Below are 17,317 nucleotides of genomic sequence, written 5' to 3' on the forward strand. Positions count from 1 at the left end.
TTCTTATCCTCGTTTAACAATACAGTGGAACAGACGCGCAGAAACGCGTGCGGTCCGGTTATCGATATCAAATTCAGGGTTGTATTCGGCAACATCGGCCAGTTTCAGTTTGCCGGTTGCGACAATCGTTGCGATCAGGGGCTCCAGTATCTCCAGCCCTACCCCCCGGGCGGCGGGAGCACTGACACCGGGAGCGACCGCTGCAGGCAGCACATCCAGATCAATTGTCAGATAGAGCTGATCGCAATCAGCCATAAACTGTTGCAGCAAATGGGTAGTTTCAGTCAGCCGAGTAATATCCAGCTCGCTGTCCTTACGGTAAGTCACATTCAACTGATCAGCCCGCTGAAACAGCGCGGCGGTGTTCGACATCTCACTGACACCGAGACAGCAGTACTTAAACGGCCAGTTATTCGCCTGACACTGTTGCGCAATCTGATAAAACGGCGTGCCAGAGCTACAGCCGTTGCTATCCGGACGCAGATCGAAGTGAGCATCAAAGTTGATAATGCCGATATTAGGCCTGCTGCCGGATGTTTCACTCTGCCGCTGCAGATAGTGGTTCAATCCGCTCCAGCTGCCATAAGCAACCTCATGCCCCCCGCCCAGTACAAACGGAAAGTGACCTGCGCTCAGACAATCCTGCACCTGATCAGCCAGCGCCTGATGGGCCGCTTCTAACTCATCGCCCTCGCATACCACATTACCGGCATCCCAGGCCGGTCGGGAGACAGGCCAGGGCAGACTGGCCAGCGCACTACGCAGCAGATCCGGTGCCCGGCGAGCGCCAACACGGCCCCGGTTTCGGCGCACTCCTGCATCGCTGCAAAAACCGATAATCGCCACACTGTCAGCGGTCTCAGCCGCAGTTCCGGCAGTCAGCGGTTGAATCTGCTGATGCAGACGATTGGCCAGTTCTGGCAGCTCTTCCGTATCGATACGGCCTTTCCAGATAGCATCAAACGCCGTTGAGTATTCAGACATGGGTTACCTCCCCGGCGACAATTCGCTGGCGGATCGGATTGACGCCAAACTGACAGGCCAGCTCAGCCGGATGAGCGATATCCCAGAGCACCATATCCGCCAGCATCCCCTCACGGAGCATGCCAATATCCGCAGCTGAACCGAGAGCCTGCGCCCCATGACGGGTAACCCCGTTGAGCGCCTCTTCCGGCGTCAGGCGAAACAGTGTGCAGGCCATATTCATCATCAGCTGCAGAGATGCCAGCGGTGAGGAGCCGGGATTCAGGTCGGTGGCAATGGCCATCGGTACCCGATAGTTACGCAACAGTTCGATTGGCGGCAGCTTTGTTTCGCGCAAGAAATAAAAGGCACCGGGCAGGAGAGTTGCGACGGTGCCCTGCCCGGCCATCGCTTTAACCCCCGCCTCATCTAACCACTCCAGATGATCAGCCGACCAGGCACCATAACGGGCCGCCAGTTCTGCCCCGTGCAGATTACTTAATTGCTCTGCATGGGCATGAATACCCAAGCCGTGCTCGCAGGCAGCCCGGAACACCCGATCACACTGGGCCGGCGTAAAGGCGATGCTTTCGCAGAACACATCCACCGCATCAGCCAGCCCTTCACGGGCCGCGGCAGGAATCAATTCATGACACACCAGATCGATATAGCCCTCGGCATCATCGCGAAACTCTGGTGGCAGCGCATGGGCACCCAGCAACGTTGTCGACACCCTGACCGGGTTTTGCTCAGCCAGCTGTTTAGCCGCCCGCAGCATATTGAGTTCAGCCGCAAGGCTGAGACCGTAGCCAGACTTAATCTCGACCGTGGTCACCCCTTCCGCCATCAATGCTTGCAGGCGGGGCTGCGACAGCTCAACCAGCTCTTCAACCGTCGCGTTACGGGTGGCGTTAACCGTGGACAAAATACCGCCGCCCTGACGGGCAATCTCGGCATAACTCACACCCAACAGGCGCTGTTCAAACTCCTCAGCACGATTGCCGGCATAGACAAGATGGGTATGCGCATCGATCAGGCCTGGTGTCATCCAGCCGCCCCGGGCATCGATCAGCTCAGCGGTCACAGCCTTCAGATCCAGCCCAGACATCGGTGCAATGGCCACGATCTGCCCGTCCCGGACTCCGACCGCCTGATCTTTCAGGCCGCCATAGGGCGCTTCGATGTTTGGATCCATCGTTGCACAGTTGACGTTGATCCAGATTTTTTCACAGCGATTGAACACAAAAACACCTCAGACATACTTTGTATATACATATATATACCATTACAAAATCTGAGAGCCAAACTATTTTTATTAATACTCCTGAGATTAATCCTGAATAAAAATTGATATGACGGAATAATTTCTTATAAACAACTGAAAAATATGATTTTTAATTAACTAAACATGACTACAAAATTCTTGCTGCCCCGCCTGAATCAGACACAAAAAAATTGCATGACAGAGCGCTGCATAGGTCTGAGCCTATGTATAGACATAAGAAGCAAAGCTTTGTGAATCTCTGATATAGGCCCCAATGTAAACAATAGGGATAACGATAAAGAGAGATACCGCATGGAGGGATGAACAATGCGGTAATCGCTGATCGGTGCTTCAGGCTAACAAATGAAAGGGATCGCCAGCCGCAACAGAAAACTCAGATACCCGGTGATGCCAGCGAACGTAGCTTATAACGGGTGCCAGGATAGGTCAGGCAGGCGAAACTGACCAGACGATCATCGGACCAGGTGCGACGGTTGACCAGCAGACAGGGGGTATTGGCGTCGATCTCCAGCAATTGCTGTACATTCGAATCTGGCAGAATCGCTTCAACGATATGCTCGACATTGGAGACCGGATACATTTTTGACAAATATTCGTGGGGCGTACCGGCGGTGAAATCCTGATTCAGATAATCCGGCAGCAGGCGTGCAATAACAAAACGGTTTTCCAGTTGAATGGGCAGATCGTTTTCCCGATGCACGATCACTGAGCGATACAAAGAGGTACCCACCGGAACGCCCATCTGCATCGCGATCACCTCATCCGCAACTGCGTCCTGCAGTTTGATGACCGAACAACTGTAACGATGACCCCGCTGTACCACCTCTTCAGCGATATTGCGGATATCCACCAGCGGTGATTCCGCTTTAGCATCGGTGACAAAAGTACCCATGCCCGGATAGCGCACTAACAGGTTTTCCTGCACCAGGTCCCTGATCGCTTTGTTCACCGTCATCCGGCTGACCTCAAACTGTTTCGCCAGCTCAACTTCTGCAGGGATTTTACTGCCAGAGGTATAGGTCCCCTGCTTGATGCCATCCAGAATATAGCCTTTGATCTGCTGGTAGCGTGGTCTGTTGCTCACAAGCTCCCTCATCACGGTGCAAAAAAATTGATTGTATCCATTCAGACCTGAGTTGTCAGATTTACTTGATCATGAAGATATTCGGGCAGTTCCCACACACCGATCTGACTCACCATACGCAGTGGATCCCTGATGATTCAAAATCAACAGATTTCAAATTGCGATTCGACGTCGAAACGTTCATCATATAGGCCGTTTTTAACTGTTGACGGTATAGATGCAACCATGAGTAATTTCACCGACGTTTCCTTTCTGAACACTGTTTTTGGCAATCAACTGGGCAACATGAATAATCCGGATTGGGAAAAGGCCGGTAAACAGCTGCACCTGATCCAGGAGGAACTGGCGGAACTGGTTGAGGGGATTCAGAACAAAGATATGTCTGAAGTGCGGGATGCAGTTGCTGACATACTGGTTGTCACTTACGGCATGGCCCATGTGCTGGGTATTGATGCCGATAAAGATATGGCCGCGGTTCAGGAAAGCAACCTGTCTAAACTCTGTAAAACCGAAGCGGAGATCGAGGAAACCCTGGCCTATTACCGTACGGAGATCGGTCTGAATGTATACAGCGGCGGTGAACTGCCTAAAGCCTTTATCAAGTCATCTGAAGATCAGACCGGCAAAGATGGCAAGTTCTACCCTGCCCATAAGTTTCTTAAATGCATCAACTGGCACGAGCCAAAGCTTGTATAAGCCATATATAAGCAACCAGTATAAAGCAGCCTGACTGAAGAGCGCAGCAGATAGCGCTTATTCAGTTAGGGCGATGCTTTAAACAGCCAAAAACGGTGCACCTATGCACCGTTTTTTTATCTCTGAAATAAGCGTCGGAATATATAACTGACCAGTGTGGTTAAGCCGACTTTTTACGTCTGACAGGTGTCCGTTTCTTGCCAGTGGTCGTTTGCTTAGCAGCAGTTTTCTTAGCGGCAGGCTTTTTCGCCGCAGAGCCCGTGCGGGTTCGACTGGTTCTCCGTTTCTTAGGCGCAGGACTTAAGGCTTTCAGCGTATCAGGAATCACCACCTCTGCCGACTGAGCAATTAATCCATGTAACCGCTGGGTCAGCGGCTCCATAAAGCTGCTGTAACTGCTTTCCTGCTGACTGATCCTGCTCAGTTCGGATTCCCAGAGCGCGGTCATATCCGGCGTGGTGGCGCTCTCTGGCAGACAATCAACCAATGCACGTCCCACCGTGGTGGAACGGATTGTTTTCCCCTCTCTGACAAAAAAACCACGGGTAAACAGCAACTCGATGATACCTGCCCGGGTTGCTTCGGTGCCCAGTCCATCGGTCTCTTTCAACACTTTACGGACTTCCGGGTCGGCAACATAACGGCTGATACCGGTCATCGCGGCCAACAGAGTTGCATCGGTGAAATACTTGGGTGGTTGCGTATTTTTCTCTTCCAGCAGACCATCAACGCATTGTAACGGTTGTCCTTCTGCTAATACTGGCAGCAGACTATGTTTTGCTTCAGATGTGGACAGCAGTAATTTCCAACCAGAGTGCAACGTCTGATGGGCGGTTGCTATAAACTGCCCCCCTGCAATCGTCAGATCAACCCGGGTATCGTCATACTCATAGGGCGCCATAAACTGGGCCAGATAGTAGCGGCTCACCAGCTCATATAACTGGCGTTCCTGCTGACTCAGCGAGGCAAGATTTGCCTGCCGGGTGGTCGGTATAATCGCGTGATGGGCACTGACTTTCTTATCGTTCCAGGCCGATGAACGGCGGGCGGCATCGATTTGAGGCAAAAACTCAGTCAGTGTCTGCAGATTAGCGCCAATCGCGCTGATCACTTCCCCCGCCTGCCGGTGATGTTCCTCAGGGAGATAGCGGCAATCTGAACGGGGATAGGTCAGCAGTTTATGCCGTTCATACAGCGACTGACAGGTGTCCAGTACAGCTTTAGCGCTCATACCGAAACGCTTCGCTGCCTCTATCTGCAACGCCGACAGATTAAAAGGCAGGGGCGCATTTTCCTTCTTACGCTTCTGGGTAAGTTTTACCAGCTCTGCGGGCTGCCCTTTGATCCGCGAAATCACATTTTCAGCGAGTTTGCGGTTTAATACCCGCCCCTCTTCATCCTGATAGGGCTGGCAATTTTCACTGGGCTTCCAGCGCGCTTTGAACTGTTCCCCCGCCTCAGTCTCAATCACCGCCTGCACCTCATAAAACGGCTTTGAAACAAAGTTCTCGATCTCTTTATCTCGCCGGACAACCAGACCCAGAAGTGGCGTCTGCACCCGGCCAACCGACAACACGCCGTTATAGCCAGCCTTGCGCCCCTGAATACTGTATGCCCGGGTCAGATTAATGCCGTAGATCCAGTCCGCGCGAGAGCGCGCCAGCGCCGATACAGATAACGGTATAAATTCAGCATTAGATTTAAGGCTCCCCAGCGCAGCGCTCACCGCCTTAGGGTTGAGATCACTAATTAATAGCCGCTGTGCAGTTCGTTTCTTGGTTTCACTGGCCCCCAGATAGTTGATCACCTCATCCACCAGCAGTTGCCCTTCCCGGTCAGGGTCGCCCGCATGTATAAGCTGTTTCGACTGCCGAATCAGTTTACGCAACACCGCGAGCTGTGAACGGGTCTGGCTGCGGGGCTTTAACTTCCACTCATCGGGAATAATCGGCAGGTGTTCAAAGCGCCAGGGTTTAAAATCGGGATTGTAGTCCGCAGGATCAGCCTGCTCCAGCAGATGCCCAAGGCACCAACTGACACAGTCGCCGTTGCCCAGCTCGATATAGCCTTCGTGTTTTTTATGGGGCTTGGGTAAAACATCAGCGATCGCCCGGGCGAGGCTGGGCTTCTCTGCAATGTATAGGATCATGTCGGAAGAAATACTGGTTAAATATACAGATACGTTATCTCAATATTCACAGAGACACCAGACTCCAGGGATAAAAAAAAGCAGCTAAGCTGCTTTTTGTTGGTTTGACTCGAGATAAGTCTGTTCGAGATAGTGGATTATATCTGAGGACTCGTACATCCAGCTGACGTTGCCTTCACCTTCATCAATTCTCAGACAGGGCACTTTTAACTTACCGCCCCCCTCAAGTAGCTCATTGCGATACTGCTCAACATTTTTAGCATCACGCAACTCAATGTTGAGGCTATTACGACGTAGTGAACGACGCACTTTAACGCAGAAAGGGCATGCTTCGTACTGATAGAGGGAGAGGTTAGTTGTGCGCAGGTCAAGTGCACGCTGCTCCTCTGGTGCTCGTTTAAACGGACGGGGACTGAAAATGAAGTTCAACAGCAGGATAATTCTGCCCAGAAACCAACGAATAAATGACACTTTAATAACTCCTAAATACGGGTCTGATGACAACCCATTAATTCGGGCCAGATTATACCACTACCTTTGAAAATTATTTCCCTATAAAAAACAGGGCTTAAATAGCATCATATTGATTGTATAATGTTAAATTATTACTACAATTCGCTGAACTTATCTTTCGCTTGCAGGTCTACCCTGTCCAGCTTTACCTGAAAACCAGGTTTCGGTTTTAGGGGGGGGAAAGCTGAACGTCTATACAAACAGGAAGAACATGAATTCGTTAAACCGACTCCCGAAGAAAACATTGGTCGCGGGACTTTTCGCGATGGCACTGACAACATCGTCTCACGCTGCTAACTATATCAGTGACGACGTCTATACCTTCTATCACGGAGGGCCGGGAACAGAATACCGGATTACCGGCAGGATCCGCAGCGGTACCCCGGTAACAGTGTTAAGCCGCAACGAGAAAACCGATTTTATTCAGATTAAAACACCCAGCGGCAAGGTGGGCTGGATGCCTGCGGATAAAATCTCATCGGGTACCAGCCTTGCAGACCGTTTTCCCAAGTTGCAGGAACAACTGAAACAGAACGAAGCCGATCTGGCCGCTCAGGCTGAAGAGATTGCGGCACTGAAGCAACAAAACCAGACACTTGCGGGTGAGAATGCCGGAAATGCCGGCAAAGTGTCCGCCCTGGAAGAGGAGATTGTCGGTCTTAACAGAACCATCAACGGTATGGATGAAAGCAATCTGATGCGCTGGTTCACCTATGGCGGACTGGTTGCGTTTGGTGGTTTACTGTTGGGGCTGATGATCCCTTATCTGCCAAAACGCCGGAAGCGGCATGACACCTGGTAACAGCTATTTTACAACCCCGTTAACTGCGGGGTTATAATGATTCAGCGATAACAGGATCAGGATCAAAAAAGGGTGGCTTCAGGCCACCCTTTTTTATTTAAAGCTAAACCGGTATGAAGCTAAATTTGTATAAAGCTAAGCTGAAGCGTCTAAGGGATCGTCTTCAAGCCGCTCTGCAATCGCTCTTCGAGGCACTCGACTAACTGATCATCGGTATCCCTGAGACGCCGGCTGAGGTCCCGCGCCATATTCATGAATATCAGAACATACTGTTCCGGATCGGCCTGATAGACTGAAAACAGTTGATCCGCCTTAATCTCTACTGCACGACAGGGTTCCATCGCCTTCACTATACCGCTGCGGGGATAAACCCCCAGCAGGGCCATGGCACCAAAGCACTCACCCGGTAAAAAAGCGCGGATCTTATACTGTTCACCTGAGCTGCTTACCTTGAACAGGGCCGCACTACCAGACTCGACAATAAACGAGGAATCCCCCCGTTCACCCTCAAGAAAAAACGGTTCGCCTGCCTCACGCTCAACGTAATGACTACCTTCAAGGATCAGCTTAACGATATCTTCACGCAATCCACCAAATACCGGCATATCTTTAAGCCGGTGGATCGGAATATTTTCTGGCACAGTGTTACCCGTTCATCTCGTTGTATCTATCATTTTAAACCAAGATTGCTCCAACGATAACCTCTGTCTATCTAAAACATTAAAAAAGGCAATTGGTGTTGCACTTGGTAAACTGTTCAAATACATTCAAACAGATTTAAGGAGAGCAGGATATGCAACGAATTACTATATTTGGCCGTAAAGGCTGTGGCTTTTGTACCCGTGCGAAACAACTATGTGAAATGAAAAATCTGGATCACCGCTACATCGATATCCACGAAGAGGGTATCACCAAGCAGGATCTGGAAAAAACTGTCGGCAAACCGGTTGATACCGTCCCACAGATCTTTCATGGCCAGGAGCATATCGGTGGTTTTACCGAGTTTGCAGCGTTCGTTGATGAGCAGGAAGCCAAGGCCTGAAACTAGCACCCGTAAGTCCCGGGGGACCGCCAAAGACGCCAGCTTAAACCGCTGGCTCTCTCTGTCCGCCGGTGACTTCCCTTCATCAGCGCGTCCGTTGTCGCATGTAACACAAACTTCGCTTTAGCCCTGGTAATACCCGTATAGATCAGCTCGCGGGTTAATAACGGCGTTTCCTCCGCAGGCAGTATCATTACCACCGTTTCGAACTCTGACCCCTGACTCTTATGTACGGTCATAGCATATACCGTCTCATGCTTGGGTAAGCGTCCGGGAAGTACCCCCTTCATCGACCCATCAGGCAGCTCAAACCAGACTCTGAGTTTGCCATCCGGGTCTGCAACGGTAATACCAATATCACCATTATACAGCCCCAGTTGATAGTCATTACGGCTGATCATCACCGGACGCCCAGCGTACCAGGCTCCCGTCACGCTGATCAGGTTCTGTCGCTGCAGTTGCGCTTCTATCGCCTGGTTGAGCCCCTCCACACCGTATACTCCCTGACGCACCACCGCCAGCAACTGGATCTGATTAAACGCTTGCAGCAGTTGCTGCGGCGGTTCACCACCCTGCATTCGTTTCAGATAATCGGAGTAGCCACTGGCAACCTCAGCCACCATCTGCTGATAACCATCTTCAGACAGAGGTACAAAGCCGATATCCTGCCAGTTTTCACTGAACAAACGGACCGCCGCCTCTGCTTCTCCGCGGTTAACGGCCCGGGCTAGCTGACCAATACCGCTGTGTTCATCAAAACGATAACTTTTTCGCAGCAGCGCCAGCGCATCGGCAACCGGATTGTTTCCCGCAGCGGAGGGAGGCGTGGAGAGCGAGCACACCTGTTGCAGATAGCTCAGTTGCACCGGGCTGTAGCAGAGCTCACTAGACCCCTCCTGCTGTTGCCAGGCACAGATATCTCCCAGCACACTGCCCGCCTCGACCGATGCCAACTGATCCCGGTCACCGATCATAACCAGTTGAGCGTGCTCAGGCAGCGCATCCAGCAGACGATAGATCATCGGCAGATCGATCATTGACGCCTCATCCACCACCAGCAGATCAAGATGCAACGGGTTGTCCCGGTTATGACGGAAATTTTTACTGTCAGGCCGCGACCCCAGCAGGCGATGCAGCGTAACCGCCTGATCCGGGAGCATCGCCCGCACCGCCTCAGTGACAGGTAACCCCTGCTGGGCACGCCCAAGAGACTCACTCAGCCGCGCCGCGGCTTTTCCGGTGGGTGCCGCCAGGCGAATCAGGGGAGCACGCCCCTGCCGGGCACTGAATAGCTCTGCATAGAGACAGAGTAAACGCGCTACCGTTGTCGTTTTGCCGGTTCCAGGGCCACCGCTGATAACACTGAATCGACGGCTCAGCGCTACAGCAACGGCAACCTGCTGCCAGTCGGTCTCACCCGCCGCGGAGGCATTGAACAATCGCTGCAAAGCGGTGCTGATGGTATCGATTGCAACGCGGTCGAAAGTAACCGGCTGCGTCAGTGTTTGAATCCGTCTGGCCACCTGGGTCTCATAGTGCCAGTAGCGATACAGATAGAGACGACCGTTGTTGTACACCAGTGGCGTTTCATTCTGACCATCGGAGATCACCGCAAACGACAGTAAATGTTCTGCCGACAAATCCCCTAACAGCCCTTTGGCGTGCTCCCTTAAGGAAACCGGCCAGCTCTCTGTCAGCGTGGCACAGTTATCCAGAGGCAGACAGACTTCGCCCCGCCCTAATTGAAGACTGACCAGAACAGCCAGCAGCGCCAGCTGTTCACTACTATGACTGTCAGGATTATCCTGCCGTTCTTCATCCCGGATGAAACGCCCAAACTGAAGATCCAGCGGTCTGATTAACTGTAACTGACGTAACTGCTGTAACAACGCCATCACAGGCCCTCCCTGAACAACCGGTCCAACTGTTCCACCAGCTCAACCGCTGGACGACAATGAAATACGCCACTGTCGGGAGTTCCCGCTCGCATACCCCGCAAAAACAGATAAAACACCCCGCCAAAATGCTGCTCGTAACGGTAGTCGGGTTTGCGGCTTTGCAACAGGCGGTGCAGCGCCAGCGTATAGAGCTGGTATTGCAGATCGTAACGGTGATCGATCATCGCGCTGCCCAATGCCTGACCACTGTACAGTTCTGGCCGGTTTCCCAGATGGTTGGATTTATAATCAAGAATGTAATAGCGCCCCTGATATTCAAAGACCAGATCGATAAAGCCTTTCAGCATCCCCTGAAGGGTTTCAAATGCTAAAGCGCCCGCCTGGCGGGAGAGTGGATCATACTCCCGGATAATCTGATTCAGCCGGACCGCATCCAGACCTTTGCTGGGCAGCATAAACTCCATCTCCACCAGCCGCTGGCGGTTGCCAATATCGGCCAGCCGGGGCGCAGGCTGATCACTATTCAGATCGCTATCTGCCAGTGGTGTGTAGAGCACATCATCCAGCAACTGTTGTAACACCGGTATCCAGCGCTGCTCATACCCGGCTATCTGGCACTTCTGTTCCAGCAGTGCCTCTAAACCGTTGCGGTGGTCGGTAAAATCGATCGATTCAAACAGCTCGTGCAGGAAGGTACCCGCCTGCGCGCCTTTGGGAAAACTGAAAATATCATCAACCGCTTCAACCGGCTCAGCTTCGGGAACATTTTTCTCATCGATCACCTCCAGATCCAGTCCGGGCAGCGGCGGTGCACTGCTATGATGACTCACCAGCGCGGAGTAACTGGAGATCCGCCAGTCCCGTTTGAGACGACGTGAAAAACGGCGCGCCTCACAATGAGGTACAGGCGCCTCGGGCAGATCGAACAGTCCCCGCTGCTGCTCACCATCCGGAGGCGTAGCAACACTGATCTGCTTATCATTACAGAGCTGTTGCAACCGTTCCTGCAGATCATTATCGTTATCCGCCCCCCTGAGTAACAGATACCCCAGCGCCGTGCGGTGCAAACCACTTTTGCGGGACTGTCCATCAGCAATACTGGCCAGTCCGATATAGCAGCCATACACCGAACGGGTCAGGGCGACATAGAGTAACCGCAGATCTTCAGCCAGCCTCTCCTTATCCGCCAGCGCCAGGCTATCCGGGTCTTTTGGCTGCAGATTGAAACAGAGGCGATCATTCTGATCATGGAACAGAGGCTCACGGGCTTTCTTAAAGGTGCAGGCAAAGGGCAGATAGACCAGCGGGTATTCCAACCCCTTACTTTTGTGCACCGTAATCACTGTCACCAGCCCCGAATCACTTTCCAGTCGCAGCCGCTGCTCCTCACTTTCACCGTTGGGGTTGCTCAACTGATCACTGTACCAGCGCAACAATGCCGCGATACCTTCCTGCTCCATACTCGCCCGCTGCAGAATCTCCCCCAGATGCAGAAGATCGGTCAGACGGCGCTCTCCCTGAGGTTGCTGCTGCAGGGTTTCAGCCAGTTGACGCTGACGCATCAGGCGCCGCAACATCGGCAACACACCCAGTTGCAACCACTTGTCACGGTAATCGCTGAACTCGTCGATCAGTTGCTCCCACTGCTGTTCATCGGTACTTAACTGGTCCAGCCAACTGGCCGGATAGTTGAGCAACGAAGTCGCCAGCGCAGCGCGTAAACAGCTCTCATCCTGTGGTTCTGCCACCGCTTGTAACAGCAGTAGCAGATCAAACGCTTCACGGCTGCTGAATACACTGTCCCGGCCACTCAGATAGACACTGTTGATACCCCGGTCTGACAACGCCTCCATAACCGCCGACGCCTCACCCCGGTTACGCACCAGAATAGCGATATCGCGGGCTTGCAGAGGTTGATCCCCAATCAGTGCAGCCCCCTCTGCGGCGGCCCGCAATTTATCATCAACATCGCAGGCACAGCCTTGCGCCATCTGTTGCAGATAGTCCTGCCTGGAGACAAAGGCTTCGCCGGAATACCAGAACTGCAACGCCGCCGGTTGTCGGCCATGGAGAGTGAAAGGGGTTTTATCCGCCCTGCCCGCCTCTTTAACCGGCAGAAAGGGGATATCATCGTTATAGATAAAGGGGGAATCACAGTGGCTGAACAGCTGATTGACCGAGGCGATCATCGCTTTGGATGAACGCCAGTTGGTCTCCAGTGTGTAGTGATCTGCCACTTCTCTGCGTGCTTTAATATAGGTGAAAATATCAGCCCCGCGGAAACCATAGATCGCCTGTTTAGGATCACCAATCATAAACAAGCCATTGTCCGGGCCCGGCGGATAGAGCGTGCTGAAAATACGGTACTGCAGCAGATCGGTATCCTGAAACTCATCGATCATCGCTACCGGAAACTGTTTGCTGATCGCGGCCGCCAACAGACCGCTATGGTCCTGCTGTAAAGCGGCATCCAGCTGACTCAGCAGATCGTCAAATGAGAGCAGCCGGTAATCCTGCTTGAGCTTATGAAACCGGGTCTCTATCTGTTGCCGGATAAAGGTTAGCAGTAGCTCTCGCAGCGGCAGACGGTGTTCAAAAAACGCGTCACACAGGGCGAACAGAGGGTGTTCAGGGACCGCTTTACCCGCCGCTGTTTTTTCCGCCAGACGCGATTGACAAAACTTACTGATCTCGGTTTCCGGCACATTGCGGGTTTCGCCGCGGGCATAGCTATAGATCGCATCAAGCCAGTTGGGCACTGAGGCTTTGCGATAGCTGTTTTTATTAACCCCGGAGGCCTGAATCAGCTCCGCCAGATCGACATCAGCACGTTCCAGATGGTCCAGCCACTGCTGACGGAAATCCGCTAGCCAGCGCTGACTTTGCTGCCATTGCTGCTGCAGGTTAGCGGTATCAAGCACGGGGATCAGTTGCAGTTCCGGCCGTCCTAACAGCGGCCGGAGCTCGCCCTGCAGTTTATCCGGCCCGGGCCAGAGCTGCTGAATCGCTTCACTCAGTTCATTATCTGCGGGGTAGATCAGCTCACGCCAGCAATCCAGCAGTGCCTGGCGCAACAATGGGCCGGTGTCGGTGATCAGTTCAGTTTCAAACAGACTGCCACTCTCAAATGCATGCTGGCGCAGCATCCGCTGACAAAAACCATGGATGGTAAAGATAGCCGCTTCATCCATCTGTCGGCTGGCATACTCTAGCAACCGGGCGGAACGCTGCAGATCGCTCTGCTGCTCAGCCAACTGCTGTAAAAAAGGATCGCGGGTTTCTGCGCCGCGGAACACCAGATAAGCCTCCTGGATACGGCTGCGAATCCGGTCCCGTAACTCCTCAGTTGCCGCTTCGGTAAAAGTTACCACCAGGATCTGATCAACCCGCAGCGCCGATTCTGCCTCATCACTGCCCAGCAGTAAGCGCAGATATAGCGCGGTAATGGTATAGGTTTTACCGGTACCCGCGCTGGCCTCGATGAGACGCCGCCCCGACAGCGGGAAGCGGATAGGATCAAGAATCGTCACCTCACTCATCATCAGCCTCCCTGTCACCCTGCTGTAAAGCCTGTGCTACTGGCTGGTAGAGTAACTCTGCCAGCGCCACAAAACGGGGCCCCAGTGCGCTGTAATCGGGGTAGACCCGGTTAATATAGAGGTCACGGGATTCCCCCATCTGCGTATAAGGGTCGATATTGAAACACTTCTGCGCTTCCATCACAGCGCGCTCCTCATCCTTTTCCAGACGCTTCGACTCCAGTATCCAGGAAGTATCCGCGGGCAGTGGCAAAGGCTCACAAAACCCCTGACGATAGGCGTTCAGCCACTCCTGCAGATAATCCAGTGCGTTCCCCTGATCAAGAGGATCAAACCAGTGGCGACCATTAAGTCCGAAAAAGTATGATTGCAGCGGATAGCCGCTGGCCGATAACACCAGATGCTCAAGCCATAACTGCACGATATCGCGCCCCTTGGCGTTCGCCGCCCGGTAACGCACCAGACCGCCTGAGTGCACTGCCGTTAGCCAGCCATTCAGTGCGACACCAGCGATATCCAGCTGGCACTCAATCCGACCGGGCTGATCGATATGGGGCCGGATTTTATCCGCCATCTCCTGGCAGTCCTGGCGCAGTTTTCGGGTTTGCAACTCAGCCGCAATACCCACCGGCAACAGTCCGGACGCGCTGATCCGTTCAAAATATTGACTCTGCTGCTCATTGATAGCGGCATCCAGCAAGCGCTGTTTCAACTGATAGAGGGTCAGACCATCAAGCTGGAATGGCTCTTCATCCTGCAACTCAACCGAAGAGCTATTGAAAAAAACTTTCAGACGTCGCTGGAAGAAGTGCCTGACCGGATTGCGGGCGAACGCGAGCAGGTCTGCCAGTTCGAGTTCCTCCAGGGGTTCGGCAGCCAGTGGCCGGGCGATGAAGCTCTGTTCTGTATTACCCTGCCGGCGCAACAGTGGCAACCACTCATCAGCATAACTGAACAGTGTCGATTGCGAAGTAAAATAGTGTGAGCTGAAGGGTTGCAACGGATGCTCTGTCAGCAACTGCTGTTTCAGCTCGCCGGTCTCGAAGCGATAGTTTTGCTGACAGTATTCGATCAGTTCGCTCACCAGCACCGAGGGCACTTTCGGGCTATTGTCCTGCACACTGCGCCCGACATAGCTGATATACAGGGTCTGCCGGGCGGACAACAGGGCTTCCAGAAACAGATAGCGGTCGTCATCCCTGCGGGAGCGGTCACCCCGGCGGGGGTGTTCCGCCATCAGGTCGAACCCCATCGGGGGGATGGTGCGGGGATATACGCCATCATTCATCCCCAGTAAACAGACTACCCGGAATGGAATTGACCGCATCGGCATCAGGGTACAAAAATTAACCGCACCAACCATAAAGCGCTGGCCAGCGCGGCTGTTACCCAGTTCAACGGTCAGATAGTCCCGTATAATTGCCCAGCTGAGCGGCTGCTGATAATGGCTATCGCTGAGTTGCTGCTGTAGCTGCTCCAACACCTGACGGATCTGGCTGAGCAGAATTTCATCCTGCTCGTCCGGCTGATAGGCCCGCAGCAGAATATCATTGATCACCTCAAACCAAGCGGACACCGGCTTCTCCTGCTGCAACCGGTCACAACAGCTTTCGAGCAGTTCGACAAACTCCGCCAGTTGTCCCAGATCCTCAGCCTCCAGCCCCTCAATTTCGGCATAGGGGTCTATACCATGCCACAGGCTATCACTCTGGCCCATGGCGAACCCGGCCAGCATGCGACGCAGACCAAAGCGCCAGCTGTTCTGTTCAAATTCAGGCAACCCCTGATTAACCCGTTGCTGGGCATCGATCCCCCAGCGGATCTGACAGGCTTCGATCCAGCGACAGATACGTTCAAAACGGTCACCGTCCAGACTGAACTGTCGCAATACGGCAGGTACCTCAAGAATCTCCAGAACCTCTGACACCGTTACCCGGCTTTCCGGCAGCCCCAGCAAACGCAGAAAACTCTGCAGCAGCGGACTCTCCTGCTGCAGGGTACGGTCTGAGATAGAGAAAGGGATATAACGATCAGTTGGGGCATTACCAAACACCGCCTCAATATAGGGCGCATAAGCCGCCACATCGGGCATCATGATAATAATATCCCGGGGGGACAGATCGCTTTGCTCATCCAGCATCGCCAACAGCTGATCATAGAGCACCTCAACCTCCCGCAGTGGGCTGTGAGTACTGTGTAACTGAAGCGACCGGTCGGCACCTGGCAGCAGCCTTTTCTGCTCAGCTTCCAGTACTCCTGCAGATGAGGGGTCATCCAGTTCGAGAATATCCTGCTGCACCGATTGCAGCAGGGATAAGCGGTGATTGTCTTCAAACAGTTCGATCTCGGGAGCCCCCAGATCCTGTATCTGATGCAGATAATCCCGCCCCAGCTTCCCCATCGATGCCAGCAACGGATTACCATGAGAGTGATAGTTCTCTGTCAGGCTTTCAACACTCATACCTGGCTTGGCTAACCAGCGCTGATTGATCCGGGCGAGGTATTTTGGATCGACAATATCCCCCCAGTAATATCGGCAGGGGTTGCATACCATCAGATGCACATCGATCCGCTGCCCCAGCGCCTGTAACGCTTCGACGAAATTTTGCGGCAGCGCTGAGATACCAAAGACAAACAAGCGGGCCGGTAGCTGAGAAAGATCAAACCGGCCAGCGTTCAGCGCTGCGACAAAACCGTTAAACATATTGCCGCGGTGCCAGTGGGATAAACCAAGCCCGAGAATATGTTGCTGCAGGGTACGCCAGAGGATCGGTTGCCAGGGTTGAGACCGGCTGATTTCCGGCAGATCATCGCCCGCTTCCCAACTGGCAATCCACTCCGGCCGGTATACCAGATACTGGTCAAAAATATCGGCAATCTTGCCGCAAAGCTGATACAGCTTATACTGGCCCACATCCTGGTCCAGATAACGCTGCAAGGGGGCAAACTCCGGCAGACTCAGTTGCTGGGGCAGCAGCTCCATCAACCCCCAGGTGAGCGCCTCTTTATTAAACGCAGAACGGGTTGGAACATTATCCAGCACAGCCGTAAAACTGCTCCAGAGAAAACTGGCTGGCAATGGGAAGTCGATATTCGCGGCGATCTGCAGGGTTTCAGCCAGCTCCAGTTTGAGCCATTGCGCCATGCCCGGGCTTTGTACCAGAATCGTTTCCGGTTGAAAGGGATCGTGTAGCGGGTGTCGGCTAATCAGCTGGACCAACAGATCCTTTTGCAGATCAAGCTTATTGGAATGGTAGATCTGAAACATTCAGCCCGCCCTGTGTAATCCATTGATTTTACGGACTATAAGAATACCTCATGCGGGGATGAGGATGAAGCGGCGGTA

Annotated in this window: 12 protein-coding genes; 3 read left to right on the forward strand and 9 right to left on the reverse strand. The window is 53.2% G+C overall.

Annotation, left to right across the window (positions count from 1 at the left end):
- Positions 1-3: 3 nt before the first annotated feature.
- The 3 genes from hutG to hutC all read right to left on the reverse strand — a co-directional run bounded on the left by hutG (position 4) and on the right by hutC (position 3,332).
- Complete coding sequence (hutG, locus tag OCU43_RS12740; protein WP_091355764.1) at positions 4-984, reverse strand: formimidoylglutamase; 981 nt, start codon at positions 982-984, stop codon at positions 4-6.
- Entirely contained in the window at positions 977-2,158 is a 1,182-nt protein-coding gene (gene hutI / locus OCU43_RS12745) for an imidazolonepropionase (RefSeq protein WP_217647404.1), read from the reverse strand. Before hutI ends, hutG begins: the two co-directional genes overlap by 8 nt.
- A gap of 463 nt (positions 2,159-2,621) precedes the next feature.
- Positions 2,622-3,332 (reverse strand): histidine utilization transcriptional repressor HutC, encoded by a 711-nt coding sequence (gene hutC, locus OCU43_RS12750; RefSeq protein ID WP_091356251.1) that lies wholly within the window; start codon positions 3,330-3,332, stop codon positions 2,622-2,624.
- 225 nt (positions 3,333-3,557) lie between these two features.
- On the opposite strand from hutC, the gene OCU43_RS12755 reads away from it, so the two are divergent.
- A complete protein-coding gene (locus OCU43_RS12755) occupies positions 3,558-4,028 on the forward strand; it encodes a nucleoside triphosphate pyrophosphohydrolase family protein (protein WP_091355769.1) in 471 nt (156 codons plus the stop codon).
- A 160-nt stretch (positions 4,029-4,188) separates the two neighbouring features.
- Here OCU43_RS12755 and OCU43_RS12760 read toward each other — a convergent pair whose 3' ends face one another.
- Positions 4,189-6,177 (reverse strand): DNA topoisomerase III, encoded by a 1,989-nt coding sequence (locus OCU43_RS12760; protein ID WP_091355771.1) that lies wholly within the window; start codon positions 6,175-6,177, stop codon positions 4,189-4,191.
- Between the two features lie 84 nt (positions 6,178-6,261).
- Positions 6,262-6,648: a glutathione S-transferase N-terminal domain-containing protein gene (locus OCU43_RS12765; RefSeq protein WP_091355774.1), complete on the reverse strand. Its 387-nt coding sequence runs from the start codon at positions 6,646-6,648 to the stop codon at positions 6,262-6,264.
- A 253-nt stretch (positions 6,649-6,901) separates the two neighbouring features.
- Between OCU43_RS12765 and OCU43_RS12770 the strand changes: the two genes are divergently transcribed.
- Positions 6,902-7,492, forward strand: coding sequence for a TIGR04211 family SH3 domain-containing protein (locus OCU43_RS12770; protein WP_091355775.1), 591 nt, complete (start codon positions 6,902-6,904; stop codon positions 7,490-7,492).
- 149 nt (positions 7,493-7,641) lie between these two features.
- On the opposite strand, the gene OCU43_RS12775 is transcribed toward OCU43_RS12770, so the two are convergent.
- Positions 7,642-8,133, reverse strand: coding sequence for a Crp/Fnr family transcriptional regulator (locus tag OCU43_RS12775; RefSeq protein WP_139203143.1), 492 nt, complete (start codon positions 8,131-8,133; stop codon positions 7,642-7,644).
- Positions 8,134-8,285: 152 nt separating this feature from the next.
- Between OCU43_RS12775 and OCU43_RS12780 the strand changes: the two genes are divergently transcribed.
- Complete coding sequence (locus tag OCU43_RS12780; RefSeq protein ID WP_091355779.1) at positions 8,286-8,534, forward strand: GrxA family glutaredoxin; 249 nt, start codon at positions 8,286-8,288, stop codon at positions 8,532-8,534.
- Positions 8,535-8,536: 2 nt separating this feature from the next.
- On the opposite strand, the gene recD is transcribed toward OCU43_RS12780, so the two are convergent.
- From recD to recC, 3 genes are read right to left on the reverse strand one after another with little or no spacing between them, the layout of a single operon-like run.
- Entirely contained in the window at positions 8,537-10,429 is a 1,893-nt protein-coding gene (recD, locus tag OCU43_RS12785; protein ID WP_175483460.1) for an exodeoxyribonuclease V subunit alpha, read from the reverse strand.
- On the reverse strand, positions 10,429-13,974 hold the full coding sequence (recB, locus tag OCU43_RS12790) for an exodeoxyribonuclease V subunit beta (RefSeq protein WP_245756518.1): 3,546 nt from the start codon (positions 13,972-13,974) through the stop codon (positions 10,429-10,431). Before recB ends, recD begins: the two co-directional genes overlap by 1 nt.
- Positions 13,964-17,239 (reverse strand): exodeoxyribonuclease V subunit gamma, encoded by a 3,276-nt coding sequence (gene recC, locus OCU43_RS12795; RefSeq protein ID WP_091355786.1) that lies wholly within the window; start codon positions 17,237-17,239, stop codon positions 13,964-13,966. The genes recB and recC overlap by 11 nt, the downstream gene beginning before the upstream one ends.
- Positions 17,240-17,317 lie beyond the last annotated feature (78 nt).

The sequence above is a fragment of the Amphritea atlantica genome (assembly GCF_024347255.1).
Classification (GTDB): domain Bacteria; phylum Pseudomonadota; class Gammaproteobacteria; order Pseudomonadales; family Balneatricaceae; genus Amphritea; species Amphritea atlantica.

What these genes read in the sequence shown, in the direction of transcription:
- hutG (WP_091355764.1), bottom strand. Translation starts at nt 984, where the DNA reads ATGTCTGAATACTCAACGGCGTTTGATGCTATCTGGAAAGGCCGTATC.
- hutI (WP_217647404.1), bottom strand. Translation starts at nt 2,158, where the DNA reads ATGGATCCAAACATCGAAGCGCCCTATGGCGGCCTGAAAGATCAGGCG.
- OCU43_RS12780 (WP_091355779.1), top strand. Translation starts at nt 8,286, where the DNA reads ATGCAACGAATTACTATATTTGGCCGTAAAGGCTGTGGCTTTTGTACC.
- OCU43_RS12755 (WP_091355769.1), top strand. Translation starts at nt 3,558, where the DNA reads ATGAGTAATTTCACCGACGTTTCCTTTCTGAACACTGTTTTTGGCAAT.
- recD (WP_175483460.1), bottom strand. Translation starts at nt 10,429, where the DNA reads ATGGCGTTGTTACAGCAGTTACGTCAGTTACAGTTAATCAGACCGCTG.
- OCU43_RS12770 (WP_091355775.1), top strand. Translation starts at nt 6,902, where the DNA reads ATGAATTCGTTAAACCGACTCCCGAAGAAAACATTGGTCGCGGGACTT.
- recB (WP_245756518.1), bottom strand. Translation starts at nt 13,974, where the DNA reads ATGATGAGTGAGGTGACGATTCTTGATCCTATCCGCTTCCCGCTGTCG.
- OCU43_RS12760 (WP_091355771.1), bottom strand. Translation starts at nt 6,177, where the DNA reads ATGATCCTATACATTGCAGAGAAGCCCAGCCTCGCCCGGGCGATCGCT.
- recC (WP_091355786.1), bottom strand. Translation starts at nt 17,239, where the DNA reads ATGTTTCAGATCTACCATTCCAATAAGCTTGATCTGCAAAAGGATCTG.